This is a genomic window from Arthrobacter pullicola, from assembly GCF_014836875.1.
Taxonomy (GTDB): domain Bacteria; phylum Actinomycetota; class Actinomycetes; order Actinomycetales; family Micrococcaceae; genus Arthrobacter_B; species Arthrobacter_B pullicola.
Genome location: NZ_JACSQC010000006.1, coordinates 122,079 through 147,651, shown reverse-complemented (window position 1 = coordinate 147,651; position 25,573 = coordinate 122,079). Strand labels below are relative to the sequence as shown.

Genomic DNA, 25,573 nt, shown 5'->3' with positions numbered 1-25,573 from the left:
GTGGTTCGGTTCGGTGGGTGCAGCGGTTAGTGGCCGTACTCGTCGGCGTCCAGGCGGGGGCCGGCCCCGGTGTCCAGGGCATCGATGGCGGCACATTCACTGTCGGTGAGGGCGAAGTCGAACACGTCCAGGTTTTCCCGCTGGCGGGCGTCGCTGGCTGACTTCGGGACGGCAACGCGGCCGGAGTCAAGATGCCAGCGCAGCACAACCTGCGCGGGTGTCTTGCCATAGGCGGCTGCCGGTCCAGTGACGGCCGGGTGGTCGAGGAACGCGCCGGCACGTCCCAGGGGGCTGTAGGCCGCAGTTGCGATGCCGCGGGCGGCATGGTGTTCCAGCTGGCTCCGCTGGAGGTGGTGGGGGTCCACCTGGACCTGGTTGACCGCGGGCTTCAGCCCCTCGGCGGCGACCCGGTCCAGGTGCGTGGGCTTGAAATTGGAAACGCCCCAGGCGCGCAGAAGCCCATCATCCACCAGGTCCTGCAGACCGGCGCAGGTTTCGACGTAGCGGTCCAGCTGGGGATTGGGCCAGTGGATGAGGAACAGGTCCAGGTACACAAGTCCCATCCGCTTCAGTGCCTCGCCGTAGACCGTCCGGACGGCGCTGCGGGCGTGTCCGGCCAGGCTGAGCTTGCTGGTGACCCAGAGCTCGGCGCGGTCGATCCCGGCGCGGCGGATTCCTTCCCCCACGGCGTCCTCGTTGCCGTACTTCTCGGCAGTGTCCACATGCCGGTACCCGTTGGCGATGCCCCGGGTGACGGCGTCGGTGGCCTCCGGGCCCACGAGCGGCCAGGTGCCCAGGCCGATCAGCGGGATGGCTGCGCCGGGCGCCAGCTCGAGCTGGTTCGCGGAGACGGTGCCGGCGTTGCTCATTTCGCTCCCTGCTTGTCCGGTTCGGGTTCCGGAGATCCAGCAGCAGGGAGGGCCGCGGCTTCTTCGAGCACCCGCAGGGCACCGGCTTTCAGCGCTGTGGCCCAGCCCAGCTCGCCGATCCGCGCCACAGTGCTGTCAGACGGGGTCTCCACGCTCAACGGCACACCGGCCGGCAGCGAAGCCACCAGCTCCGCCAGACGGAAGCCGCCGCTTCCGGGCACACCGCGCTCGGACCGGGACTCGGCTACCAGGCCGGCTCTGTCTGCCGGCCGCTGCTCCGGTCCGTCGCACAGCTGAAGCATCGGAACCAGATCCGCATTCTGTGAGATCTCCGCCGGCGTTCCGCCGAAGCGCCGCACATGCAGGGCATCAATGAGAATCATGCAGCCGGCGTCCCGGGCCAGTTCCGCTGCTGCCGGAATGGAATTCACCGCCTGGTAGGAAATGGCTTCCAGCGTCGGCATAATTCCGTATTCCTTACCGTCCGCGGTCATCTGGGCCAGCGTATCGGCGAGCCGGGACCGGTCGGCGTCGCTGGCCGCCACTGTCATTGACGCGGCGCCAAGGGCCTGGCCCGCCTCCATCATGGCCAGCCAGGCATCCCGCTGATCGCTGCCGTCCAGCAGCAGGAACTCGATGTCGTGCACCCGCACGCCGGTGTCAGCCATCCGGGCGAGCGTCTCGGCCAGCAGGGGGGACCCGGGCTGAACGTTGTAGGGCCGCTCAGCGGGTGTCACCGGACGTACCCGTGCCCCGATGAAATCGAACCCGGCCGCTGCGGCCAGGGACACGAGCTCCGGCGGGGAGCACTGCAGCAGGGACAGTTGGGCCAGGCCAAGCTGGCGGTGTGTGGCGCTCATCGTTCGGTCTCCAGGGAAGTAGGGGTATCCAGTGCCGCCGGGACCGGTTCACGGGCCGGCTCGCAGAGGGCGGGTGTGGCTCCGGAAGCGGGATCAGCGCCGGCGAGGCAGGCTGCGGCCCGCTGGCCGGCATCGAAGCCGCTCTTGATGGCGTTGGACGCGATAGCCGGCTGCTGATCAACGACTGTGCCGGCCAGGGTGACCGGGACCCCGGCGCTCATACTGAGGGCGGCGTCGCGCCCTTCGGGGCTGATGGCCGGGCTGAGCGGGACAACGGAGCGGGAGACCAGGAGCTCGCCCGGAGCGTCCAGCCATTCTTCGCCCAGGGGGCCAGCAATCCGGATCCGTCCATCGGCAAACTCGACGATGCGGGAGTCGAGGCGGATCCTGACGCGCGGATTGCTGCGCAGCCGGGGCGCGGCAAGGATCTTGGCGCGGCGCCCCGCCTCCGGTGCCAGTCCCTCCTGCGGGCCGACGAGCAGCACGGCGGTGCCGCGGTCCGCCAGCGTGTCGGCGACGCTCATGGCCACCGAGTCCGCACCCCAGATGGTGAGGGCTGCGGGTGCGGGTTTGCTGCCGTCGAGGATGCCCGGGTGTGCCTGCAGCCAGGCGCGGATATCGGAAACCAGTGTGCTGCCGGCGCCGGCGAAACCCTGGGCAGGCCGGATCCCGCCGGTGGCGAGAATAATGGCGTCAGCCTGGTGTTCGGCGGCGAGCCGGTCCAGGCGGGCAGTGTCCACCGGGGTGCCAAGCTGCACCTTGATGCCGAGACGCTCGTTTTCCTCAGCCGCCCAATCAACGAAACGGTGGAAGTCGGGCGTGGACTTCATCTGCTCGGCCTGGGCAAAGTCACCGCCCAGCCGGGTGCCGGCGTCGAGCACTGTGACCTGGGTGCCAGCCAGGGCAAGCTCGCGGGCCGCGGTCAGGCCGGCAGGCCCGGCACCGACGACGACGGCGCGGGAGCCCGGCCGCACGGCGGGTGTGGGGACGGGAACGCGGGAGCGGCCGACCGCCGGGTTCACGGTGCAGGTGACCTGACCGATGCCGAGATTATCGATGCAGACGTTGCAGGCGATGCAGGGGCGGTAGCGCCCGCCCTGCAGGACGCCGGGCACAAAATCCGGGTCGGCGTGCACGGCGCGGCCGAGCGAGACGAAGTCGCACAGCCCGTCCCGCAGTACGGCGTCGATAATTTCCGGCGAGTTCAAACGGCCCGCCAGGCCCAGCGGGAGGCCGTACCGGCGGTACGCCTGGGCGTAGCCGCCCAGGACCCCGGGGGCCCATTCACCGGATTGGACAATCCATTCCCCGGCTTCGTAGCTGCCGGCGGAGAGATCGATGAAGTCCAGGGCTTCGGTGTTGACCTTGTCCATGACGGCGAGCTGACCGGCGGCATCGAGCCCACCCTCGACGCCTTCCAGGACGGAGACGCGGATGCCGACGACGGCCTGCGGAACGCGGGCGCGGATTTCGTCGATGACCAGGTTCACGAACGCCTCGCCGGAGCCGAACTCGTCCCGTCGCCAGTTGGTGCGCGGCGACATGAACTGATGGATCAGGTAGCCGTGTCCGCCGTGGATATTGATGACGTCGAAGCCGGCCTCCACCGCCCGGCGCGCCGCCTCCCCGTAGGCGGCGGCCAGCTCACGCACCTCGGCTGTGGTGAGTTCGCGCGGCAGTTCGCCGCCTGCGACGTCGCAGGCCAGAGGGGACGGCGCCACGTTCTTCAAACCGGTGACTTCGGTCTGCGCGGTGCGGCCGCCGTGGTTGATCTCGACGGCAGCGAGGGCGCCTTCGGCATGGACGGCGTCAGTGAAGACCTTCATGCCCGGGACGGTGCCGTCCGTGTGCAGGCCAAGCTGATGCGTGCGCCCCTTGCCATCGGCACGGACGTACGTCGCTTCGGTCGTGACCATTGCGAGCCCTGCTTTGGCCCGGGTTACCAGATAGTCCAGGTATTGTTCGGTCATCCGGCCGTCGGTGGTGCCGTAATTTCGCTCCATCGGCGAGGAAGCGAGCCGGTTGCGCAGGACTACCGGACGGCGGCCATTGCGGCCGAGCTTAAGCTGCTCCCGGGCGTAAGCGGAACCCTCTGGGGGATTGGCGTTCACACAGGTCTCCTTAGGAATGGGTCCGGGGCTAGACGGAGGACGGTGCGCTGGCGGCGACGTCCCCGGGCGCTGTTGGACCGTCCGAGGGGAAGGGGGCGAAGCGCACCGGCGTTCCTGTGCGTGCTGATTCGTAGACTGCCAGCAGGATCCGGAGGGCATTGTTGGCGTCCCGGCCGGTGATGGCCGGCTCCGTGCCGGCCGACTGTGCCTCGACAAAATCGCGGATCTGGCTGGTGTGATGGGGGACAAGCTGACCGTTGATGGAGGTCAGATCGACGTTGGCCTCGGCTTCCGGAGGGTGCACGGGGGTGGACTCCACGGTTTGGCCGGAGGCCATGAGGGTTACCCTTCCATCGGTTCCCTCGGGGAATTCGCTGAGCTCGGCGGTGGCCCCGGTGGAGCCGGTGAGCCGGATCTGGACACCCACGGAGGGGTTGGCGGCTGTGGAAGCCGACAGGGTGGCGATGGCGCCGGACGTGAACTTCAGGACGGCGGTGGCAGAGTCCTCCACTTCAATGTGTTCACCGTGCTTGAAGGTGTTGATGGCACCGTAAACCTCGGAGACGCCGCCCATGTACCACTGCAGCAAGTCGATGTAGTGGATTGCCTGGGTCATCAGCACGCCGCCGCCGTCGTTCTGCCAGGTGCCCCGCCAGGCATCCGCCGAATAGTAGCTGGGCTCGCGGTGCAGCAGGACGGAGACGTGTCCGATCACGGGCGTTCCCAGGGTGCCGTCGTCGATCAAGGACCGGACACGCTGCGCCGCCGGCCAGAAGCGCCGCTGGAAGAGGACTCCGAGCTTGACTCCGGCGGCGTCACAGGCTGCCACCATGCGTTCGGCGGAGGCGAGGTCAACCGCGATTGGCTTCTCGCACAGAACATTTACCCCGGCGCGGGCAGCCTCGAGGACCACGGCCTCATGGGTGGGGTGCGGGGTGCACACCGAAACGATGTCGAGCCCGAGGGCCAGCAGGGCCGCGACGGAGTCGACGGCGTTGGGAATGTCCCACGCGGAAGCGGTCGCCTGGGCACGGCCAAGGTCCACGTCGCAGACGCCTACGACTTCTGCCGCGTCCAGCGCCGCGAACGCCTCGAGGTGGTTGCGGCTGATCATGCCGCAGCCGACGATGCCGACGCGCAGCCGGCGCTGGGGGACGGATGGCTGGTGGTTCACGGGGAAATGCCTTTCGGGAGGGCCAGGGGAATGGCTGGAAGTGGAGGGGAGGGGCCGGCGATGGGTGCGGCTGGTACCTAGGAGACTGTAAGGCGCTGGGGTTTACCCAGTTCCTCCAGCGGTGTGAAAGCAGTCTCCCGGGCCGTGGCGATGGCGATGCTGGAGATCGCCGCGCAGGTCACCACGAAGACGGCCACGGGCACCCAGCCGTTGACTCCATCGCCTGCCAGAAGGGTGGCTATCGCCGGAGCGAAACCGGTGAGGACCAGGCCGAACTGGTTGCCGATTGCCATGCCCGAGTAGCGGACCGGCGCGGCGAACATCTCGGGGAAGAACACTGTCCAGACGCCATTCCAGCAGGAGTAGAACAGGGACATGTTCAGGAAGCCGAACAGGAAGATCAAGCCGACGTTCTGCTCACTGATAGCCCAGAAGTATCCGAAGATGGTGATCGAACAGCCCAGGATGCCGATCAGCAGGACCGGTTTGCGTCCGAAGCGGTCAGAGAGCATGCCGGCCAGGGGGATGGTGAACATGGAGAGTCCGACGGTCACCGCGTTGACGGTCAGCATGACGGTGCGGTCCATGCCTACCTGGGGGCCTGTCGCGTACGCCAGTGCGTAGACCGTAAATACCGTCTGCATAACGGAGTAGAGGCTGATGACGACGATCCGCAGCACGTCCCGCCACTGCGTGCGGAGCACGATCGCGGCAGGCGTCTTGGGCTTTGCTGCCGGTTCCTTGGCTGCCTCCTCTTGGACGCCCTCGAAGATGGGCGTTTCATCGAGGTGGTTCCGGACCCAGTACGCGATGGCCAGGACGACGACTGAAAGCCAGAATGGAACGCGCCAGCCCCAGCTCATCAGGGCCTCTTCCGGCAGGGCAGCAATCGGAATGAAGACGAGGGTGGAGAGCACCATGCCGGACGCGTAACCGGTCATAACAAAGGAGGTGAAGAAGCCGCGGCGGCCCTCGGGCGAATGCTCAACCGTCAGGGTCGAGGCACCTGCGGCTTCGGCCCCGGCGGAGAATCCCTGGGCAAGGCGGCCGATAACCAGTAGGCCCGTGGCCCACCAGCCGATCTGTTCGTAGGTCGGGAGGAAACCGATCATGAGCGAGGCGACCCCCATGATGACCAGGGTGATCATGAGGGCTTTCTTGCGGCCGAGCCGGTCGCCGACGTGGCTCATGACGATGCCGCCCAGCGGGCGGCCGAGGTAGCCGACGCCGAAGGTTGCCATCGAGCCGAGGATGGCGATGACGGGGTCGCCTCCGGGAAAGAACAGCTTGTTGAAGACCAGGGCGGCGGCGGTGCCGTAGATAAAGAAGTCGTAATACTCCAGCGTGGAACCAAGGAATGAGGCCAGGGCCGCCTTGCGGGGTGTCTGGCGCGCCGCGGGAGCCGCTGGGCTTTCTGCCGGCGTCGTTGCCGTAGCCGTTGCGGTGCTGGGGCCGTTTTGGACCATGGTGTCTCCTGACAGGCAGGCAGGCAGGCCAGGGGCATGCCGTGCTGAGCGGGGGATCCGCGGCCAGATGCTGCGGAGGGGAACCTAGGGCAATACGCTATGGGACCTGGGTCACAACAGTTCAATCTTTGCCCGTTCAATGGGAAAGCTGCTGTCGTCAAGGTTGCTGCCGCTGGTGACCGGAAGGTCGGGGCAGCTAGACCTGCGTCCGGAGCCAGGGGCGGGAGCCGTAGGGGCGGCGCTCGGCCCCCATGGTGCGCGAGAGTGTGCGGCCGGCGGCGACAAGCACCGGAATGATGAGCTCCGAAGCGTCTTCGCACTGCGGAACAACAACGCTCACTGCCCCGATCACCGCATTGGCGGGCCCGAAGACCGGCACGGCATAGGAAACGTTATCGGCAACCAGGACGCCGGCCAGACGCGCAAAGCCGCGTTCACGGATCAGCGCGAGATGCGCCCGGATCCTGGCGGGATCGGTCTCGGTGGCTGCGGTGGTCCGCTCAAGCTCAGTGGACAGAAGCCGGTTCTGGACCTCAAGGGGTGCATGGGCCATCATGGCCAGGCCCGGGGAGGTGTTGTGCGCATCCAGCCGGCCTGCGACCTCGGAGAGGATGACGGCGCTGCCATGCTGGTCCAGGCGCTCAACGTAAAGGACCGTGAAGTTCTCGAAGCGGGGGACGGCCAGCGAGACGTGCTGGCGCACGGCAGCATGGATGCCTTCCAATACGGGCAGGCCGCGCCGGCGGAATTCCTCCACTGGGTTGGACCGGGCCGCCAGCTCCCACATCTTGGCGCCGACGCCGAAACGTCCGTCCTTGTCACGTTCCAGCAGGCCGGCTGAGAGCAGATCGCTGGCAAGCCGGTGGGCAGTGCTGCCGGGAAGCCCGGTGGAACGGGAAAGCTCGCTCATGGTCAGCAGCGGGGCGTCCTTACTGAACGCGCTGAGGATCTTGACGACACGGTCAATCACGGATTCGCCCGACTCAGAGTTCGCCACGGTACAGAACCCCCTTTTCCCCGTACGCCAGCGACCAGCCTAGCGGTATCAGGCCGGGGAAGCCGCCTGATCCACAGTGGGCAGGGGGCGCAGCCGCAGCCCGTGCATTCCGCCGTCGACGGCCAGCGAGGTTCCCGCCGTCGAACCGGAGAGCGGGCTGGCCAGATAGGCGACGGCGCCGGCTACCTCATCGGCTGAGACAAGCCGTCCGTGCGGCTGCCGGGCATTAAGCGCTGCGCGCTCCGCCGCTGGATCTGCGGCGGCGTCCAACAGCCGGCCAACCCATGGCGTGTCAGCAGTGCCGGGGTTAACCGCGTTGACCCGGATGCCTTCGCGGAGGTGGTCGGCCGCCATGGCCAGCGTCAGGGAGAGCACTGCGCCCTTGGTGGCGCTGTAGAGGGCCCGTTCCGGCAGGCCGGCCGTTGCGGCGATCGAGGACGTATTAACGATCGCTGCCGCGGATGAATGCCGCAGCCAGGGCAGTGCGGCCCGGGATACCCGGACGATGCCCATCACGTTCACGTTCCAGACCCGGTTCCATTCCTCATCGGTGTTGGCCTCGATCGTGCCCTGCGCTCCGATCCCCGCATTGTTAACCACCACGTCCAGCCCGCCGAACGCTTCCGCGGCCTGCGCGACGGCGGCGCGCACCGAGGCGTCGCCGCTGACATCGCAGTGGATCCCCAGGTGCGGGCTGGTGCCGGGCGCCGGTGGATTGAGGTCCAGCACTGCCACTCTGGCGCCCAAGGCCGCCAGACGGTTGGCTACCGCTGCTCCCAGGCCTGAAGCGCCGCCCGTCACGATCGCGGCCAGGCCGGTCATTTCCCCGCTCATTTGGTATCTCCTGTCCGTGGGCTGTCTCCCGGGACGGCAGCGAAGAACTCCTGCCGTTGGGTTCCCAGGCCGTCGATTTCCAGTTCTGCGATGTCCCCGGCCCCCAGATAGGGGAACCGCCCGGACAGCGCCACCCCCTCAGGGGTGCCGGTGAGGATCAGGTCGCCCGGTTCCAGCAGCATGTACTGGCTGACATGGTGGACCAGGGTGGTGGGGTCGAAGAGCATGTCCGATGTTTTGGAATCCTGCCGTATCTGGTTGTTGATCCGGCTGCGGATGCCCAGGGCGGATGGGTCCAGCTCATCAGCGGGTACCAGCCACGGACCCACCGGGGTGGAAGCCGGCAGGGATTTGCCCTTGGTCCATTGGCCGGCTTCGCCGGGAATTTGGTAGGCACGCTCAGAGAGATCATTAGCCACCACGTATCCGGCAATCACCCCCGCGGCGTCCTGTGGAGAAGCGAGGTACACAGCCGGGCTGCCGATAATGATTCCCAGCTCAACCTCCCAGTCATATTTCAGGGCACCCGGGGGGATGGGCGCGGGATCGTACGGGCCGGCGATGGTGTTCGACGGCTTGAGGAAGACCACGGGGATGCGTGGCGGCTCGGCACCGGACTCGGCGGCGTGGGCGGCGTAGTTCATGCCGATGCAGATGATGGAACCGGGCCTGCGGATCGGGGCCCCGATCCGCAGGTTTCCAGCATCCGTTAGCTCCGGAAGGATACCTTCAGCCAGCGCGCGCCGGGTGGCTTCCACTCCGCCGGAGGCGAGGAACGGGCCGTCGATATCTGCAGTCAGCGGGTCCAGGCCGTAGGTCCGCTCGATGCCGCCGGCGTCAGCCGCCAGGACGGCGGGGCGCTCACTGCCGGCGGGACCTAACCGTACAAACTTCATTGCTGTGTCCTTGCCTCGTTGCCGATCCGGAGCTCTGCATGCAGCTGAACCCAACCGCACAACGCGTAGTGAACATCCGAACTATCTGGGGTTCTGGGTCCAGAGTCTACGGGAAAAACAGTGATTGACAACATAGACATCCGATGTTTACTGTCGGTGAAGCGTCAACCAGCCATCACCAAACACGGGAGAGCCGAACGTGAGCACCATTACCGCCGTCGAGACCAGCGACGTCCGCTTTCCGACCTCCGTGGAGCTGGACGGATCGGATGCAATGAACCCCGATCCCGACTATTCCGCTGCCTACTTGGTGATCCGCACCGACAGCCCCGACGGGCTCGAGGGCCACGGCTTTGTGTTCACTATCGGACGTGGAAACGAGGTGGAGGCAGCTGCGATCCAGGCGCTGGCCGGCCACCTGCTGGGGAAGAACTGCGAGGAACTGCTAGCGGATATGGGTGGGACCTGGAAGATGATGGTCCATGACTCCCAGCTGCGCTGGCTTGGGCCTGAAAAAGGCGTAATGCACATGGCCATCGGCGCCGTGGTTAACGCCCTCTGGGACCTCAAGGCCAAGCGGGCGGGCCTTCCCCTGTGGCAGCTCCTGGCACGGATGAGCCCGGAGGAAATTGTGGCCCTGGTGGATTTCCGCTATCTCAGCGATGCCCTGACCCCGGCGGAAGCCCTGGACATTCTGCAACGCGCGGTGCCCGGCCGGCAGGAGCGGGAAACCATGCTCCTGGCCGAGGGGTATCCGGGATACACCACCACTCCGGGCTGGCTGGGGTATTCGGACGAACGGCTGATCCGGCTTTCCGGTGAAGCCGTCCAGGACGGCTTCGGGCAGATCAAGCTCAAGGTCGGCGCGGACCTGGACGACGATATCCGCCGGCTCCGCGCGGCCCGGGCAACCGTGGGACCCGATGTGCGGATCGCTGTGGACGCAAACCAGCGCTGGGATGTGGACACCGCCGTCGAATGGATTCGGCAGCTGGCCCCCTTTGATTTGGCGTGGGTGGAAGAACCCACCAGCCCGGACGACGTCCTGGGCCACGCAGCGATTGCCCGGGCCATCGCGCCAGTCCGGGTGGCCACCGGGGAGCATGTGGCCAACCGGGTGGTTTTCAAGCAGATGCTGCAGGCCGGATCGCTGCAGGTCCTGCAGATCGACGCCGCCCGCGTGGCCGGGGTCAACGAGAACGTTGCCATCCTGCTCCTGGCCGCGAAATTCGGCGTTCCGGTGTGTCCGCACGCCGGCGGAGTCGGGCTCTGCGAAGCGGTGCAGCACCTGTCCATGTTCGACTTTGTGGCCGTCTCCGGCGAGAAGGAAGACCGGGTCATCGAATTTGTGGACCACCTTCATGAGCACTTTGTGACGCCCGTCGATGTCCGCCAAGGCCGGTACTGGGCCCCGCTTGCTCCCGGCGGCGGGTCCCAGATGCTCGCGGCGACGCTGCAAACGTACGCTTTTCCGGACGGACCGGCCTGGGCCGCCGGAATCGAACAGGAGATGGCGCACTGACATGGAACGCATCGCACTGCACACCCGGCTCAAGCCGGGACGGGAAGCGGAGTACGACGCCGTGCACGCCCGGATTCCGGCGAACCTGGACGCCGCCCTGCGCGAGGCAGGGGTTTCCAGCTGGCGGATCTGGCGCAGTGGACTGGACCTCTTCCATGTGGTGGAAGCTGATGACTACGCAGCTATGCGCCGGTTCCTCGCCACCCACCCTGCCAACCTGCCCTGGCAGGCCCGGATGGCGGAACTGCTGGACGTGCAGGACGATTACTCCGGTACCGACCGGGGTATCAACCAGGTGTGGGAGCTGCCATGACCGCCCCGGAGGTGGGCCCGATCGGGCTTGGCTGTGCCAGCATCGGCAACCTTTACCGGGAAATGTCCGAAGCCGATGCCGCCGGAACCCTGCAGGCTGCCTGGGACGGCGGCAGCCGGTACTTCGACACCGCGCCTCACTACGGTCTGGGCTTGTCCGAACGGCGGCTGGGCCGGTTCCTGGCTGACCGCCCGCGGGACGGTTTCCTGGTCTCCACCAAGGTGGGCCGCCTGCTGGTGGAGAACCCGGACTACTCCGACGGTGACACCGATGACGAAGGCTTCGCCGTTCCCGCCACGCTCAAACGGCAGTGGGATCCCAGCGAAGCGGGCATCCGCCGGTCACTGGAGGAATCACTGACCCGCCTGGGGCTGGAACGGGCGGACATCGTCTACCTGCACGACCCTGATGCCTACGACCTGGCGGCCGGAATCGAACAGGGTCTTCCGGTGCTGGAGAAGCTGCGGGCCGAAGGAACAGCTGACGCGGTCGGCGTCGGCGCCAACTCCGCTGAAACCCTGCTGGCCTGCGTTGAAGCTGCGGAGCTGGACTACATCATGCTCTCCGGCTGCTACACGCTGCTGGACCAGCCGGCCGCGCACGAACTGCTCCCGGCTTGCCTGGCCAAGGGTGTCCAAGTCATCAACGTAGGCGTCTACGCCACCGGAATCCTCGCCCAGCCCCAGGTCCCGGCACAGGCACACTACAAGTACGCCCCTGCGTCCGCGGACATTCAGGCCAAGGCCGCGCGGATCGCCGGTATCTGTGAACGCTTCGGCACCGACCTGCCGACGGCTGCACTGCACTTCAGCCTGCGGCACCCGGCCGTGGCTGCCGTCGTCGCCGGAGCGTCCAGCGCGGCCCAGGCCGCGCAGAACGCGGCCCGCATCCAGGCACCAGTCCCCGAAGAATTGTGGGCGGCGCTGGCCGCAGAGGAGCTGATTCCGCATGGCTCCTGAGAGCGGGACCCTGGCAACCACCCAAGCCGCCCAGCACACCCCTTCCACCCCGCGCATCGACGCGCATCTGCATCTTTGGGACCTTTCCGCCGGAGGGTACGGCTGGCTGGAACGGGCTGAGCCGGAACTCCAACGGAGCTTCCTCCCGGCCGAGGCAGCACAGCAGCTGGAAGCCGCCGGAATCGACGGAGCCGTGCTGGTGCAGGCCGAGGACAGCCTCCGCGACACCGGTTACCTGCTCACGGTGGCTGCCCGGCACAGCTTCGTGCGGGGAGTGGTCGGCTGGATCCAGCTGGATGTCCCCGCCGCCGCGGCGGAACAGCTTGCAGCCTGGAGCCAGGACCCAGCTTTGGTGGGCGTCCGGCACCTGATTCACGACGATCCGCGCCCGGACTTCCTCCAGCTTCCCGCCGTCCGGGACTCGCTCTCCCTGGTCGCCGAGGCCGGGTTTGCCTTCGATATTCCGGATGCCTTTCCCGGGCACCTGGACCAGGCTGCGGAGCTGGCAGCCGCACTGCCCGGGCTGCGGATCGTCGTCGACCATCTGGGGAAACCGCCCCGCGGGGCCGGGACGGAGCCGGAGGCCCGCTGGGAACGGCAGCTGAGGCAGGCCGCGGAACTGCCCAACGTCACCGCCAAGGTTTCGGGACTGCGCACTCCCGGCGCCGGCTACACCACTGCTCAGCTGCACCGGACGTGGGAAATTGCCCTGGACGCTTTTGGCCCGGAACGGCTGCTTTATGGCGGGGATTGGCCGGTCAGCGGCCCGGACCGGTACGGCGAAACACTGAACGTGATCGAGGCATTGGCCGCAGAGCTGTCCCCAGCCGAAAACGCAGCAGTGATGGGCGGCAACGCTGCCCGGATCTACCGGCTGCCGGCGGCCGAAATCCGGCGGGAATCAGTGAATGAAAATGAAAGCAGGCAGCCATGAGTGAGTACCTCCTGGAAGTGCAGGAGATCAGTAAGGCCTTTCCGGGTGTCCAGGCGCTGGACGGTATGCACCTCAACCTGCGCCACAACGAAGTCCTGGCGCTGGTGGGGGAGAACGGCGCGGGCAAGTCCACGCTCATGAAGCTGCTCTCCGGCATCGAAACACCGGACGCCGGCAGGTTCACGCTGAACGGGGAGCAGATCTCCGTAAGCAGCCCCCGCCATGCGCAGCAGCTGGGCATCAGCATCATCCACCAGGAATTCCACCTGATGCGGGACCTGACCGTGGCCCAGAACATTTTTATCGGACGCGAACCGCGCACGGGTCCCTTCCTCAACGAGCGTGCGCTGAACCGGAAGGCACAGGATCTCTTCGACCGGATCGGCATTGACCTGGACCCGCGGCAGCCCGTTGCGGGTCTGACCGTCGCCCGGCAGCAGATGGTGGAAATCGCCAAGGCCCTCTCCTGGGAATCGGTCCGGGTCCTGATTATGGACGAGCCGACGGCGGCACTGAATGACGCAGAGGTGGCAGCCCTGCACGGGCTCATCCGCCAATTCACCACGGCGGAAACCGGTGTCATCTACATCTCCCACCGAATGGACGAGCTTAAGGCGATTTCCGGACGGATCACCGTGATCCGCGACGGCGAATACGTGGACACCGTGGATACCGCCGCCACCACCATGCGGGAAGTCATCTCCCTGATGGTGGGGCGCCAGGTGAAAACCGACCAGCGTCCCCCGGAAACCCGGGTCAGCGGCGAGCCGCTGCTGAGCGTCCGCGGGCTCAGCACCAAGGCCCTGCTCGACGACGTCAGCTTCGACCTGCATCCCGGCGAAATCCTGGGATTCGCCGGACTGATGGGGGCCGGACGCACTGAAGTTGCCCGGGCCGTCGTCGGCGCCGACCGGATCACCGCCGGAACCATCCAGCTGCGTGGGCGCGCAGTGAAGATTCCGACGCCGGCAGCAGCCGCGGCGCTGGGCATCGGCTACCTGTCTGAAGACCGCAAGCATCTGGGCCTGATGCTCGAACGCAGCGTCGCCGAAAACATTGTGGTGACGTCGCTGCCCAAACTCAGCACGGCCGGGTTCGTGAAGTCGAAGGCCATCCGGGACCAGGCCATGGCGTCCGTGAAGCAGCTGCGGATCAAAACACCGGGAATCCGGCAGAGCGCCAAGAACCTCTCCGGTGGAAACCAGCAGAAAGTGGTGATTGCCAAGTGGCTCTTCCGCGACTGCGACATCCTCATTTTCGACGAACCGACCCGGGGGATCGACGTCGGCGCGAAGGACGAAATCTACGCCCTCCTGAACGAGCTCGCCGCGGCGGGGAAATCGATCATCATGATCTCCTCTGAACTGCCCGAGGTCCTGCGCATGTCCCACCGGATAGCGGTCATGAGCGAAGGCCGGATCACCGGTGTCCTCGAAAACTCCGCGGCAACGCAGGAAAACATCATGGAACTGGCTACACAAGGCAAAGGAGCCCCAGCAGCATGAGCACGGTAAATAAAGCACCAGCGGCTCCTGCGGGCAGTCCGCAGCCGCAGCCGGGAGGCCCCGGAAGAATCCGCAGCGCCCTGGCCGTCACCAGCCCGGGCCTGCGCGTCCGGTTCCAGACCTCCCTGCAGCAGCTGATGGCGTTCGGCTCCCTGATAGTCCTGGTCATCCTTTTCGGCATCCTGAACCCCCGGTTCCTGCAGCCCACCAACCTCTCCGACATCCTGCTCTCCACCGTGGTCATCGGGCTCCTGGCGCTCGGTGCCACCTTCGTGATCGTGACCGGAGGCATCGACCTCTCCGTTGGCACGGGTATGAGCCTGTGCTCGGTGATGACCGGTGTGGTGCTGACCAACCTTGGAATGCCGCTGATCTTCGGTGTGCTCGGCGGAATCCTGGCCGGCGCCCTCATGGGAGCAGTCAACGGCTTCTTCGTCTCCTACCTGAAGATTCCGCCCTTCATCGCAACGCTGGCGATGATGATGGTGGCCCAGGGCCTGGCACTCGTGATCTCGGGGACCAAGCCGATCTACTTCAACGACACTCCCGGCTTCAGCGCCCTGGCCCTGGGCAAACCGATTCCCGGGCTGGTGGTGCCGAACGCGGTGTTCATTTTCTTCGCCGCCGCCGTCGTCGCCGGGATCGTGCTCAGCCGCACCCTGATTGGCCGATACACGTTTTCCATCGGCAGCAATGAGGAAGCCACAGCGCTCTCCGGCATCAACGTGCGCAAATGGAAGCTGCTCATCTACACCCTCGCCGGATCCTTCACCGGCCTGGCCGGCGTCATCATCGCGGCTAGGCTCAACTCAGCCCAACCGGGCCAGGGCATGGGGTACGAGCTGCAGGCCATCGCGGCCGTCGTCATCGGCGGCACATCCTTGGTCGGCGGCAAGGGCTCCATCATCGGCACCGTCATCGGTGCGCTGATCATGTCGGTGATGACCAACGGGCTCCGGGTGATCTCGGTTCCGCAGGAATGGCAGAACGTGGCGATCGGCGTCGTCATCCTGATTGCCGTCTATCTGGACATGCTGCGCCGGAAGGAGAACAGCACGTAGCCCCACGCTCCCGGGGTGTTCCCGTCCCCCAACCTCCGAGGCAGTACAACGCTCTTCAACCACTTAACGGTTCTTCCAACAAAGGAGTTTGAGAAATGATCCGGAAAAAGCTTGCGGCAGTCACCGCCGCGGCAGCGCTGATGCTCACCATGACGGCATGTGAAAGTACCGAAAGCAGTGCGGATTCCGACGGCGGAACCCCGTACATCGCGATTGTGTCCAAGGGCTTCCAGCACCAGTTCTGGCAGGCCGTCAAGCAGGGAGCGGACCAGGCCGCGGAGGAATTCGGCGTCGAAATCACCTTCGAAGGACCGGACAAGGAAACCAACGTGGACCAGCAGATCCAGATGCTGACCACCGCGCTGGGCAAGAATCCCTCCGCCATCGGCTTCGCGGCCCTGGACAGCCAGGCGGCCACCCCGCTGCTGGAGGAAGCCAAGTCCAAGGACATTCCCGTGGTGGCCTTCGACTCCGGTGTGGACAGCGACATCCCGGTGGCCACCGCCACCACCGACAACAAGGCAGCCGCCGCTGAGGCCGCCAAGCAGCTGGCGGACCTGATCGGCGGCAAGGGAAAGATCGCCGTGATCGCCCACGATCAGACCTCGAAGTCCGGCACGGACCGCCGGGACGGTTTCCTGGAATGGATCGAGGAGAATGCTCCGGACATTGAAGTGGTGGACGTCCAGTACGGCGACGGCGACCAGCTGAAGTCCACCGATGCCGCCAAGGCGATCATTGCGGCCCATCCCGACCTGGCCGGCATGTACGGAACCAACGAAGGCTCGGCCATCGGCGTCGTCAATGCCGTCAAGGAGCTGAACCTCAAGGGCAAGCTGACCATTGTCGGCTTCGACTCCGGCAAGGCACAGATCGATGCGATCAAGGACGGCACCATGGCTGGCGCCGTCACGCAGAACCCGGTGGGAATCGGCTATGAGACGGTCAAGGCCGCCGTCGCCGCTTCCAAGGGTGAAAGCGTGGAAAAAGTCATCGACACCGGCTTCTTCTGGTACGACGCCGAGAACATCGATTCAAACGAAATCAAGCCGAACCTCTACGAATAGAGGCTCCCGGCATAACCAGGGAGGCCCCGCAGGCCGCAGCCGGCGGGGCCTCCCTGGTTTCGCTTCCTACTTTTTGATCCGGATGAGCTTCCGGTTCACGAACTCGTCCATTCCGTACTTGCCCAGCTCCCGGCCGATCCCGGAGCGCTTGATTCCGCCGAAAGGCAGCTCAGCGGAGGTGCCGCCGGCTTCGTTGATGAAGACCATGCCGGCTTCGATTTCCACAGCCAGCCGCAGGGCCAGTTCCTCGTTGGCAGTGTGGATGGAGGCTCCCAGCCCGAAGGGTGTGGCGTTCGCCAGGGCTACTGCTTCCTCTGCATCCTGTGCCTTGAAGACCATGGCGACCGGGCCGAAGAGCTCCTGCTGGAAAACATCCATCTCCGGTGTCACGCCGGTGAGCACGGTCGGCAGGAAATAGGCCGAATCCTCAGCGGCCTTGGATCCTCCGGTCCGGACGACGGCACCGGCGGAGACAGCGTTCTTGACCTGGCGCTCCAGCCCGTCCGCAGCGGCCTGCGAGGACAGCGGGCCCAGGAAGGTCGTCTCATCGGACGGATCCGCCGGCACGATGCCGGCCAGGGCACCGGTGAATTTCTCCACGAACTCGTCGTAGATGTCTGCCAGGACAATAAAGCGCTTGGACGCGTTGCAGGCCTGGCCGCCGTTGACCATGCGCCCAAATACCGCCCGGCCCACCGCTTCATCCATGTCCTCGGTGTCAAGGAGGATGAACGGATCAGAACCGCCCAGTTCCAGGACAACCTTCTTCAAATGCCGGCCGGCGGTCTCCGCAACCGCGGAACCTGCCCGTTCAGACCCGGTGAGCGAAACGCCGTGCACCCGGGGATCAGCGATCACGTCACTGATCTGCCCGTTCGTGGCAAAAATGTTCACGTAGGTGCCGTCCGGCGCGCCCGCGTCGGCGAAGATCTGTTCCATGGCCAGCGCGGATTCCGGGCACTGCGGAGCGTGCTTGAGCAGGATGGTGTTGCCGTTCATCAGGTTCGGCGCAGCGAAACGGGCCACCTGATAGTAGGGGTAGTTCCAGGGCATGATGCCCAGGAGGACGCCGAGTCCTTCCTTGCGGACGACGGCGGTGCCGCCGGCAGCCACGTCCAGGGACTCGTCCGCCAGGAAAGCCGGACCGTGCTTTGCGTAGTAACGGTAGATGGACACGACGATGTCCACCTCGATGCCTGCCTGGAAGATGGGTTTTCCCATTTCCCGGGTGATGATGGCAGCGAGTTCGCTCCGGCGCTCTTCGTACAGGTCCGCTACGCGGTTCAGCAGCGCCGAGCGTTCCTCGACGGCGGACCGGCTCCACTTGGCAAAGGCAGCATCGGCCCGGGTAATGGCGTCCCGGACTTCCGTGTCCGTGGCGGTGGGGTAGGAAGCCAGGACTTGGCCCGTGGCGGGATTAGTGACGGCGTAGGTACTCATGGGTTCTCCTTGGGGGGGTGGGAAGGCTCAGGGCAGCATGATTTTCGGGTCGGTAACCACATGGATAACCGCAGGCCGGCGGTCGACCAGGACGGCTTTGAGAGCGCGTTCCACGGCTGCCGCTGCCTGCTCATCGCCGGTGACCTTCTCACCGTGGCCGCCGAATGCCTCAGCAAGGGCGGCGAAGTCCGGGTTGCTGAGCTGGGTGCCGGAGACCCGGCCGGGAAAATGCTGTTCCTGGTGCGCCCGGATGGTGCCGTACTGACCGTTGTCCATCACGACGGCCAGGAGCGGGGCGCGGTACTGCATTGCGGTGGCCAGCTCCTGGCCATTCATGAGGAACTCGCCGTCGCCGCAAACCGCCACGATCATCCGCTCGGGAGCGGCGAGGGAAGCTGCCACGCCGGCCGGAATGGAGTAGCCCATGGAGCCGTTGCGGGTGCTCAGCTGTGCGGGGAAAACGTTCGTAGGGATGTAGGACTGGGCCCACGCGCAGTGGTTGCCCGCCCCCATCGTGCGCACCACGTCCTCGGGCAGGCGTTTGGCCAGCTCCGCCATCACCACTGACATGTGCGCGGTGCCAGCTGCTGTTTCGGGCAGCGACCCGGTTTCCGGCAGTGCGGTCAGCTGCTCCTGTGCGGACCGGCCAGCAGCCCGCCAGGCGTCCCATGCGGCCTCCCGGCCCAGGTCCATCCCGTCAACTGCCTCGGCGAAGGCCACCGGGGATGCCACCACGTGCCTGGACACGGCACCGGAGCGCCCGCGCAGGGACGTGTCGATGTTAACCAGGATGTTCACGGCGTCCGGATGCTGGCGCAGGGTGAAGCCATCCGTTGGCACATCGGAGGGAACCGTGCCGACGGCGAGCAGGACGTCGGCGTCGTTGAACATCCGTGCCGCGGTCTCCTGCCGGCCGTAGCCCAGCGAACCCGCGTTGACGGGCGAGTGGGAGGGGACGCGGTCGTCAGCATGCCAGTCCTGGAGCACCGGGATTCCGTTGCGCTCCGCGAAGCCCGTCACCTGTGCCGCAGCCTGCGGGGTCCAGCGCTGGCCGCCGAGGAAGAGCAGCGGACGGTCCGCGCTGGCCAGGGCAGAGCGGATCTCCTCCAGCTCCTGGCCGGAGACCGCGCCGTCAGCCACGGGAATGGGCCCGTGGAGCGTTCCGGTGAACTCGTGGGTGATGACGTCTTCCGGCAGGCCGATGATGACGGGCCCGGGGCGGCCGGATTTCGCGGCGAAGAACGCTTCGGCCACGATTTCGGAGGCCCGGTCCGCCTCGTCGAGCACAAATACCCGCTTGGTCTGGGTGCCAAACCAGGCTGCGGGATCGAACTCCTGGAAGGACTCCCGCATCCGGTCCGCGGTCGGGACCAGCCCGACGAACAGCACCATCGGGGTGCCGTCCTGCCAGGCGCTGTGAACGGCCACAAAGGCGTTGGCCGCGCCTGGGCCACGGGTGACCATGGCGACGCCGGGTTCCCCGGTGAATTTACCGTGGGCTTCCGCCATGTACGCTGCGCCACCTTCGTGGCGGGTGACAACGTTCTCGATGTTGCCGCCATGCAGTCCGTCCAGGACCGCCAGATAGCTTTCGCCCGGGACGGAGAAAACGCGCCGAACGCCGTGCAGGACAAGGGAATCGACGATCGCCTGGCCGGCGTGTCTGGGTTTGTTCATGGCAGTGCTCCTGGTGGGTATACGGTCCCGGACGGGGGACTCAAAATGGCTGGAGGGAGTCAGAGGGACCCGGCGGCAATCCGGCCGCCGACAATCGTGGCTGTTACTTTGACCGAGGCGATTTCGCTGGCCGGCACCGTGTAGAGGTCTTCGGACAGGGTCACGAAGTCGGCCAGCTGTCCGTGCGCCAGCGTGCCCTTGTCCTTCTCCTGGTGCACTGCCCGGGCGCTCCCAACCGTGTAGGCGCGGACCGCCTGGGCGACGGTGATGCGTTCTTCGGGTACGAACTCCGCGCCCGAGGCGGTGGTGCGGTTCACCAGGGAAGCAATGTTGAGGATCGGATCAGCGTCGACCACGGGAGCGTCGGTGCTGGCCGGGATGTCGATGCCGGCGTCAAGGAAGGCCTTGACCCGGTAGGTGAGCCTTGCCCGTTCCGCGCCCATGGCGCGGGCGGCGCCGTCGCCGAGTTCGTGGATGAAACGGCCCTGCGGAACCGGGATCAGGCCGAGCCCGGCAATGCGGGCGATTTGGCTGTCGCTCGCTACGGAGACGTGTTCCAGCCGGTGCCTGGCATCGGGGCGCGGCAGCAGCTGCTGGGCGTCGGCGAGGATGTCCATCGCCACGTCCAGGGCGGCGTCACCAATGGCGTGGACGGCCAGCTGCCACCCGGCCAGGTGTGCGCCGATCAGCCGTTCCCGCAGATCGGATTCGGGGAACTGCAGGAGCCCGCGGTTATGTTCTCCGGCAGCCAGGTCTGCCGCGTAGTCGCAGCACATGAAGGCACTGCGGCCAATCAGTGATCCGTCGGAGAGCACCTTCACGGGGCCGATGCGCAGGAAGTCATCGCCCAGTCCGCTGCGCAGCCCCAGGTCCAAGCCGTAGAGCGGATGGCCGCCCAGCTGGGCGTCACCAATGCGGTGCAGGGTGGTCAGGTAGGGCATCACCGTGGCGCGTACGCCCAGCTCGCCGCGGTCGGCGGCCAGCTGGAAGCCCGCCAGGTCAAAGCGGGACATGCCGATGTGGTCCGGCGCCCCGATCCCGGGTTCGGTGATGGAGGTGATGCCCAGCTGCAGGACGGCGTTGGACCCGGCAGCCACCCTGGCGGCGACGTCCGCGGCGGTGTTCGCCGGAATGTGATCCATGACCAGGGCACGGGCGGTTTCCTGCAGCAGGCCCAGGGCCCGGCCGCCGGCGTCAGCCGGCACAGCACCGCCGTCGGGAACGGGCACGCTGCGCCGGTCCGGAAAGCCGGCCAGGTCGAAAGCACGGGTGTTGGCCACGCCCATATGCCGGGAATTGTGGATGAGGTAGACGGGATGGCCGTGGCTGACGGCGTCGAGCTGTTCTGCGGTGGGGTGCTCGCCAAGGTAATTCTGGTCGTACCCCTGGCCCAGGACCCAGCTTCCCGCGGGGGCGGCGGCCGCGAACGTATCCACTGCCGCCAGCAATTCCGCCATTGAGCGGACTGCGGCCGGGCGCAGGTCCACCTGCATGGTTGCCTCGCCGATATGGCTTAGGTGACAGTGGGCGTCATTGAATCCGGGAACCGCAGCGGCACCGCGCAGGTCAAATACTTCCCGGAAATTCGTGGCAGGCAGCTCGTCATCGAGGCTGATGATCCGTCCGCGGTGGACTCCCACGCTCCCCGCGGTGGGGCGGGCAGCGTCCTGCGTGTAGAAGGTTCCGTTGGTGTATAGCGCGTCGAACTGCATGAACTTCTCCGAATCTGTGAGACCGACCTCTCCCAGTATCCGCGCGGCGTTTCATGCCGTCTAATGCGTATCTGGTTCGGACACCATACCCTTTCGGCATAGAGTGCGGTTTCGTCACAGATCCCTGTTGTGGAATAGGGCCTTACAGGCCGCGTTCCTCCTTTTCGAGAAAGCCGCGGATGGAGGCCGAAATGGAGCGGATGGTGGCTTCCGCAAAATGGCCGGGCGTCCAGGTCGCATGCAGCGGCAGCTGAAGCACATCGGGTTCCGTTCCCTTTCCGGCCCGGCGGGTCAGGATCCGCACGCCATGTGCCCCAAACCGGGGGCGGTCAGTGGTGATGCCCATGCCATGGCCGGCCGCGGCCAGCGCCAGGATGGTCTGTCCGTCATCGCATTCCGAGACCTCAGCGAAGGCCAGGTGCTCCAGGTTCAAGGCGTCGTCGAGCAGATGGCGGCTGGCACTGCCGTGCGAGGGAAGGATGGCATGTTCCCCGCAGATCTCGGCCAGCGGCAGTGCATCAATGCCCTGCCGTGCCCACCGGTGGTCCGGGGAGACATATGCCTGCACAGCCACGCTGCCCAGCGACATGGTGGCCAGGCCCGAGCTGGGGGGAGCGGGGGAGATGGCGAAGTCGGCCCCCAGCAGCAGGGCTTCCGGAATGCTGAAGTGGCTGGTCTCGCGGGTGATCAGCAGCGGGTCCTCCGGACCGGTGGTGGCAACAAAAGGCGCAATGAAACCATGGACGGAGGCCCCCGTCGCCGCGACCACCAGGCTTGCCACCTTGCCGGTGCGGAGGGCGGCGGCAGTCTCCTGCACGCCGCGGGCCTCCACCATCATGCGGCGCGCGGCAGGCACAAACGCCCGCCCGGCCTGGGTGAGGGACAGCCGGTTGGCCTTCGGTTCAAACAGTGTCAGTCTCAGTTCACGTTCCAGCGTCTTAATCTGACGGCTGAGGGCCGGCTGGGCAATGTGCAGGCGCTCGGCGGCTGCGGTCACGGTGCCGGCGTCAACAACGGCAAGGAAATACTCAAGGCGGCGTAGATTCACGAGGCAAGTATGCCCTAAAGGCATGATGGGACGCCCGGATTGGCATTGGACAGGCATATGCGTCCGGCATCACAGTGAAGGAATTCAACAGCTCGTCCCGCGTTCCCCCACGCGCTATCCACTTGGAGCATTCATGAGTACAGCGACGCCGGCAGATCAGAAACGCCGCCAAAACCGCGCCACCGCAGGAGCCTTCGTGGGCACCGCCATCGAGTGGTACGACTTCTTCATCTTCGGCACGGCCGCTGCCCTGGTCTTCGGCAAGGTGTTCTTTCCCGACGCCACCCCCGCCGTCGGCATCCTCGCCTCCTTCGCGACGTTCTGGGTCGGGTTCCTTGCCCGCCCGCTCGGCGGCGCATTCTTCGGCCACCTCGGTGACAAGTTCGGCCGGAAGAACACCCTGGTCGCCACGCTGTTCCTGATGGGCACGGCCACCACCCTGATTGGTGTGCTTCCCGGCTACGCCACCATTGGCGTCGCGGCTCCCGTGCTGCTGGTAATCCTCCGGGCCTGCCAGGGCCTGGCGGTCGGCGGGGAATGGGCGGGTGCCGCGCTCATGGCCACCGAGAGCGCGAGCGCCAAGAAGAAGGGGCTGGCCGGTGCCTGGGTCCAGCAGGGCTCACCGGCCGGTTCCATCCTCGCGACCCTGATGTTCCTGGTGGTCGGCGGACTGCCGGATGACGCCTTCCTGTCCTGGGGCTGGCGCATTCCGTTCCTGTTCTCGGCCGCGCTGGTGCTGGTTGGCCTGCTGATCCGTTTGAAGGTGGAGGAGTCCCAGGACTTCATGGAGGCTAAGGCACAGCAGGAAGTGGTGAAGGTTCCCATCGTGGAGGTCTTCCGCAAAGCCCCGGCGTTCGTCTGGCTGGGTGTCGCGGCCTCGGTGCTCGGCATTGCCGTGGCGTTCTTCAACAACACTTTCCTGCTCTCGTGGACCACGAGCGAACTGGGCATGCCGCGGCAGACCGTCCTGAACGTCCTGCTGATTATGGCCGTGCTCCAGTTCATCTGGCAGCCGCTGGCGGCCCTGCTGGCTGAGCGGATCGGTGCGGTCCGCGTGATGATCGGCGGCCTGGTGCTGAACCTGCTCGTGATCGTGCCGATGTTCCTGGCCATTATGTCCACCAATGCGGTGCTGATCGCCGTCGTCCTCGGTGTGGCCACGCTGGGCGGCACCGCGTACTACGCAATGCTGGCCAGCTTCCTGACCTCAGCGTTCCCGGCCAATGTCCGGTACACCGGCGTGGCCCTGGCCAACGGATTGTGTGCTTCCCTGATCGGCGGCTCCACGCCGCTGATCGCGCAGTTCGTCCTCACATCCGTGGGTCCGTGGGGCGTGGCAGCCTTCTACGCGGTGATTGCCGTCGTCACAGTTGGCGGAGTCTGGGGGCTGCACCGGCGGATCGTCCGGCGGGATGCCGAAGCAGCCGCGCTGGAGCCCGCGGCGCGCTGACGGCCGACGGCGGATGGCCGGCTAAAGCGCCTGGCGCAGCCAGTTTTCCACGCCGCTGACATGGACTGTCATTAGTGCCCTGGCCAGGTCTGCGTCAGACCTGGCCAGGGCAGCTGCAATGGCATTGTGTTCTGCGAGGGTGGCGGACACGGCCTTGTCCTGGGTCAGGCCGCGCCAGACCCGGGCCCGGACCGTGCTGCTGGAGAGTCCGTCGAGCAGGCTCTCGAGGTAGGAATTCCCCGAGGCCTTGGCGATCAGGCTGTGGAACGCCAGGTCGTGGGCCACCAGGTCCTCCACTGATGTGTCCTCGTGCACGGTGTCCAGGGTGGCGGTCAGCTCGGCGAGCTGGTCCCCGGTGATCCGCTGGGCCGCCAGGGCTGCGGACCCCGGCTCCAGGATGCGGCGGACCTCGAAGAGTTCCAGGACCGAGGTGTCCTGGTGCAGTTCGACGACGAAGGACATGGCTTCGGTCAGCAGCTGCGGCTCGAGACTGGTCACATAGGTGCCGTCACCGCGCCGGACGTCCAGGACACGGATCAGCTCCAGTGCCTTGACCGCTTCCCGCATGGAGCTGCGGGACAGACCGAGGCGCTCGCTGAGGTCCTTCTCCGGAGGAAGCCGGTCACCCGCTTTGAGCTCACCCGAGATGAGCATGTCCTTGATCTTGGTGATCGCTTCGTCTGTAACTGCCATGGTCCCATCCTAATGGTCGGATGTTTCGGACGTTTCAGCCCCCCGGTGGCAGTCCCCGGTGTCAGTCCCCGGTGAAAACGGCGGGCCGCCGCTCCGCGAAGGCGCGTGCAGCCTCCGCAAAGTCCCGGCTGGGCAGGAAGGCCGTGTTCCAGACCTGGACGTAGTCAAGCCCGGCCTGCACGGATGCCTCGGCACCCTGGTCCAGGACCCGCTTCACGCCCTGGACCACCAGTGGCGGGTTCCCGGCAACCACGGCGGCAAGCTCACGGCCCCGGGCAACGACGTCGTCCGCCAGTTCGGTGACCAGGCCCAGTTCCAGGGCGCGCGGGGCAGTGAAGTCTTCGCCCGTCAGAGCCATGTGACGGGTAGCTCCGGAGCCGATGATGCCGGGCAGCCGCTGCAGTGATCCGAGGTCCGCCACGATCCCGACCCGGGCCTCCCGGATACTGAACTTGGCGGCCGGCGCGGCAATCCGGATGTCTGCCGCCGCAATCAGGTCCACGCCGCCGCCGATGCACCAGCCGTCCACCGCGGCGAGAACGGGCTTGCCGCAGCGGGCTACAGAGCTGACGGCATCCTGCAGGTCCCTGATTTTCAGCCGGAATCCGTTGCGCAGCCGGGCGTCGGTTCCGCGGGACTCAAGCAACGGACGGAACACCGGCTCCATGGCGGGCAGATCGAGGCCGTAGCTGAAATTGCCGCCGGACCCGTAGAGCAGGATGGCGCGGACCTCCTCATTGACGGCCAGCTCCGCGAACACCTCGGGCAGTTCGGCCCAGAACTCCGGACCCATGGCATTGCCCTTGGACGGCCCAAGCAGCTGCACCTCCGCCACCGGACCGCTGATCTTGACATGGAGGGACCGCAGGGCGGAATCGGGTGTCATGGCATCCTTCGCTGGTGGGCCGGGAATTCCGGCGTGGCTGGGCCTTGGGCGCCAATATACAGCGGGCGGAAGAACAGCGGCGCTGGAAAAGCTAGGATC

At 66.4% G+C, this 25,573-nt stretch carries 22 protein-coding genes; 8 read left to right on the top strand and 14 right to left on the bottom strand.

Going from position 1 to position 25,573, the window contains the following annotated elements:
* Positions 1 to 26 precede the first annotated feature (26 nt).
* The 8 genes from H9638_RS13460 to H9638_RS13425 all read right to left on the bottom strand — a co-directional run bounded on the left by H9638_RS13460 (position 27) and on the right by H9638_RS13425 (position 9,207).
* Positions 27 to 869 (bottom strand): aldo/keto reductase, encoded by an 843-nt coding sequence (locus H9638_RS13460; RefSeq protein WP_191748143.1) that lies wholly within the window; start codon positions 867 to 869, stop codon positions 27 to 29.
* Positions 866 to 1,729, bottom strand: a complete 864-nt coding sequence (locus H9638_RS13455; protein WP_191748142.1) for a sugar phosphate isomerase/epimerase family protein — start codon at positions 1,727 to 1,729, stop codon at positions 866 to 868. The genes H9638_RS13460 and H9638_RS13455 overlap by 4 nt, the downstream gene beginning before the upstream one ends.
* Complete coding sequence (locus H9638_RS13450) at positions 1,726 to 3,840, bottom strand: oxidoreductase (RefSeq protein ID WP_191748326.1); 2,115 nt, start codon at positions 3,838 to 3,840, stop codon at positions 1,726 to 1,728. Before H9638_RS13450 ends, H9638_RS13455 begins: the two co-directional genes overlap by 4 nt.
* Positions 3,841 to 3,868: 28 nt before the next feature.
* Entirely contained in the window at positions 3,869 to 5,014 is a 1,146-nt protein-coding gene (locus H9638_RS13445; protein ID WP_318241881.1) for a Gfo/Idh/MocA family protein, read from the bottom strand.
* A 77-nt stretch (positions 5,015 to 5,091) separates the two neighbouring features.
* The gene (locus H9638_RS13440) at positions 5,092 to 6,480 is read right to left on the bottom strand and encodes an MFS transporter (protein ID WP_191748141.1); all 1,389 of its coding nucleotides are present in this window, start codon (positions 6,478 to 6,480) and stop codon (positions 5,092 to 5,094) included.
* A 196-nt stretch (positions 6,481 to 6,676) separates the two neighbouring features.
* The gene (locus H9638_RS13435; RefSeq protein ID WP_191748140.1) at positions 6,677 to 7,477 is read right to left on the bottom strand and encodes an IclR family transcriptional regulator; all 801 of its coding nucleotides are present in this window, start codon (positions 7,475 to 7,477) and stop codon (positions 6,677 to 6,679) included.
* Positions 7,478 to 7,525: 48 nt separating this feature from the next.
* Positions 7,526 to 8,311: an SDR family NAD(P)-dependent oxidoreductase gene (locus tag H9638_RS13430; RefSeq protein WP_191748139.1), complete on the bottom strand. Its 786-nt coding sequence runs from the start codon at positions 8,309 to 8,311 to the stop codon at positions 7,526 to 7,528.
* Positions 8,308 to 9,207 (bottom strand): fumarylacetoacetate hydrolase family protein, encoded by a 900-nt coding sequence (locus H9638_RS13425; protein WP_191748138.1) that lies wholly within the window; start codon positions 9,205 to 9,207, stop codon positions 8,308 to 8,310. The genes H9638_RS13430 and H9638_RS13425 overlap by 4 nt, the downstream gene beginning before the upstream one ends.
* Positions 9,208 to 9,406: 199 nt before the next feature.
* Between H9638_RS13425 and H9638_RS13420 the strand changes: the two genes are divergently transcribed.
* From H9638_RS13420 to H9638_RS13390, 7 genes are all read left to right on the top strand, one after another.
* On the top strand, positions 9,407 to 10,729 hold the full coding sequence (locus tag H9638_RS13420; protein WP_191748136.1) for an enolase C-terminal domain-like protein: 1,323 nt from the start codon (positions 9,407 to 9,409) through the stop codon (positions 10,727 to 10,729).
* Position 10,730: 1 nt separating this feature from the next.
* Positions 10,731 to 11,042, top strand: coding sequence for an L-rhamnose mutarotase (locus tag H9638_RS13415; RefSeq protein WP_191748134.1), 312 nt, complete (start codon positions 10,731 to 10,733; stop codon positions 11,040 to 11,042).
* Positions 11,039 to 12,001 (top strand): aldo/keto reductase, encoded by a 963-nt coding sequence (locus H9638_RS13410; RefSeq protein WP_191748132.1) that lies wholly within the window; start codon positions 11,039 to 11,041, stop codon positions 11,999 to 12,001. The genes H9638_RS13415 and H9638_RS13410 overlap by 4 nt, the downstream gene beginning before the upstream one ends.
* Complete coding sequence (locus H9638_RS13405; protein ID WP_191748130.1) at positions 11,991 to 12,935, top strand: amidohydrolase family protein; 945 nt, start codon at positions 11,991 to 11,993, stop codon at positions 12,933 to 12,935. The genes H9638_RS13410 and H9638_RS13405 overlap by 11 nt, the downstream gene beginning before the upstream one ends.
* Complete coding sequence (locus tag H9638_RS13400) at positions 12,932 to 14,440, top strand: sugar ABC transporter ATP-binding protein (RefSeq protein WP_191748128.1); 1,509 nt, start codon at positions 12,932 to 12,934, stop codon at positions 14,438 to 14,440. Before H9638_RS13405 ends, H9638_RS13400 begins: the two co-directional genes overlap by 4 nt.
* Complete coding sequence (locus H9638_RS13395) at positions 14,437 to 15,501, top strand: ABC transporter permease (protein ID WP_191748126.1); 1,065 nt, start codon at positions 14,437 to 14,439, stop codon at positions 15,499 to 15,501. The genes H9638_RS13400 and H9638_RS13395 overlap by 4 nt, the downstream gene beginning before the upstream one ends.
* 95 nt (positions 15,502 to 15,596) lie before the next feature.
* Positions 15,597 to 16,568 (top strand): ABC transporter substrate-binding protein, encoded by a 972-nt coding sequence (locus H9638_RS13390; protein WP_191748124.1) that lies wholly within the window; start codon positions 15,597 to 15,599, stop codon positions 16,566 to 16,568.
* A gap of 66 nt (positions 16,569 to 16,634) precedes the next feature.
* Here the strand turns inward: H9638_RS13390 and H9638_RS13385 are convergent, their stop codons facing one another.
* The 4 genes from H9638_RS13385 to H9638_RS13370 form a co-directional block, all read right to left on the bottom strand.
* Entirely contained in the window at positions 16,635 to 18,008 is a 1,374-nt protein-coding gene (locus H9638_RS13385; protein ID WP_191748122.1) for an NAD-dependent succinate-semialdehyde dehydrogenase, read from the bottom strand.
* 27 nt (positions 18,009 to 18,035) lie between these two features.
* Positions 18,036 to 19,685, bottom strand: a complete 1,650-nt coding sequence (locus H9638_RS13380) for a thiamine pyrophosphate-dependent enzyme (RefSeq protein ID WP_191748120.1) — start codon at positions 19,683 to 19,685, stop codon at positions 18,036 to 18,038.
* Between the two features lie 59 nt (positions 19,686 to 19,744).
* Entirely contained in the window at positions 19,745 to 21,397 is a 1,653-nt protein-coding gene (locus H9638_RS13375) for an amidohydrolase (RefSeq protein WP_191748118.1), read from the bottom strand.
* Positions 21,398 to 21,539: 142 nt separating this feature from the next.
* Positions 21,540 to 22,445: a LysR family transcriptional regulator gene (locus tag H9638_RS13370; RefSeq protein ID WP_191748116.1), complete on the bottom strand. Its 906-nt coding sequence runs from the start codon at positions 22,443 to 22,445 to the stop codon at positions 21,540 to 21,542.
* A gap of 133 nt (positions 22,446 to 22,578) precedes the next feature.
* Between H9638_RS13370 and H9638_RS13365 the strand changes: the two genes are divergently transcribed.
* Positions 22,579 to 23,895 carry an MFS transporter gene (locus tag H9638_RS13365; protein ID WP_191748115.1) on the top strand — a complete coding sequence of 439 codons (1,317 nt, stop codon included), beginning with the start codon at positions 22,579 to 22,581 and terminating at the stop codon, positions 23,893 to 23,895.
* 21 nt (positions 23,896 to 23,916) lie between these two features.
* Here the strand turns inward: H9638_RS13365 and H9638_RS13360 are convergent, their stop codons facing one another.
* Together H9638_RS13360 and H9638_RS13355 are read right to left on the bottom strand one after the other, a co-directional pair.
* Positions 23,917 to 24,588, bottom strand: a complete 672-nt coding sequence (locus tag H9638_RS13360; protein WP_191748113.1) for a FadR/GntR family transcriptional regulator — start codon at positions 24,586 to 24,588, stop codon at positions 23,917 to 23,919.
* A gap of 61 nt (positions 24,589 to 24,649) precedes the next feature.
* Entirely contained in the window at positions 24,650 to 25,474 is an 825-nt protein-coding gene (locus tag H9638_RS13355; protein ID WP_191748111.1) for a crotonase/enoyl-CoA hydratase family protein, read from the bottom strand.
* Positions 25,475 to 25,573 lie beyond the last annotated feature (99 nt).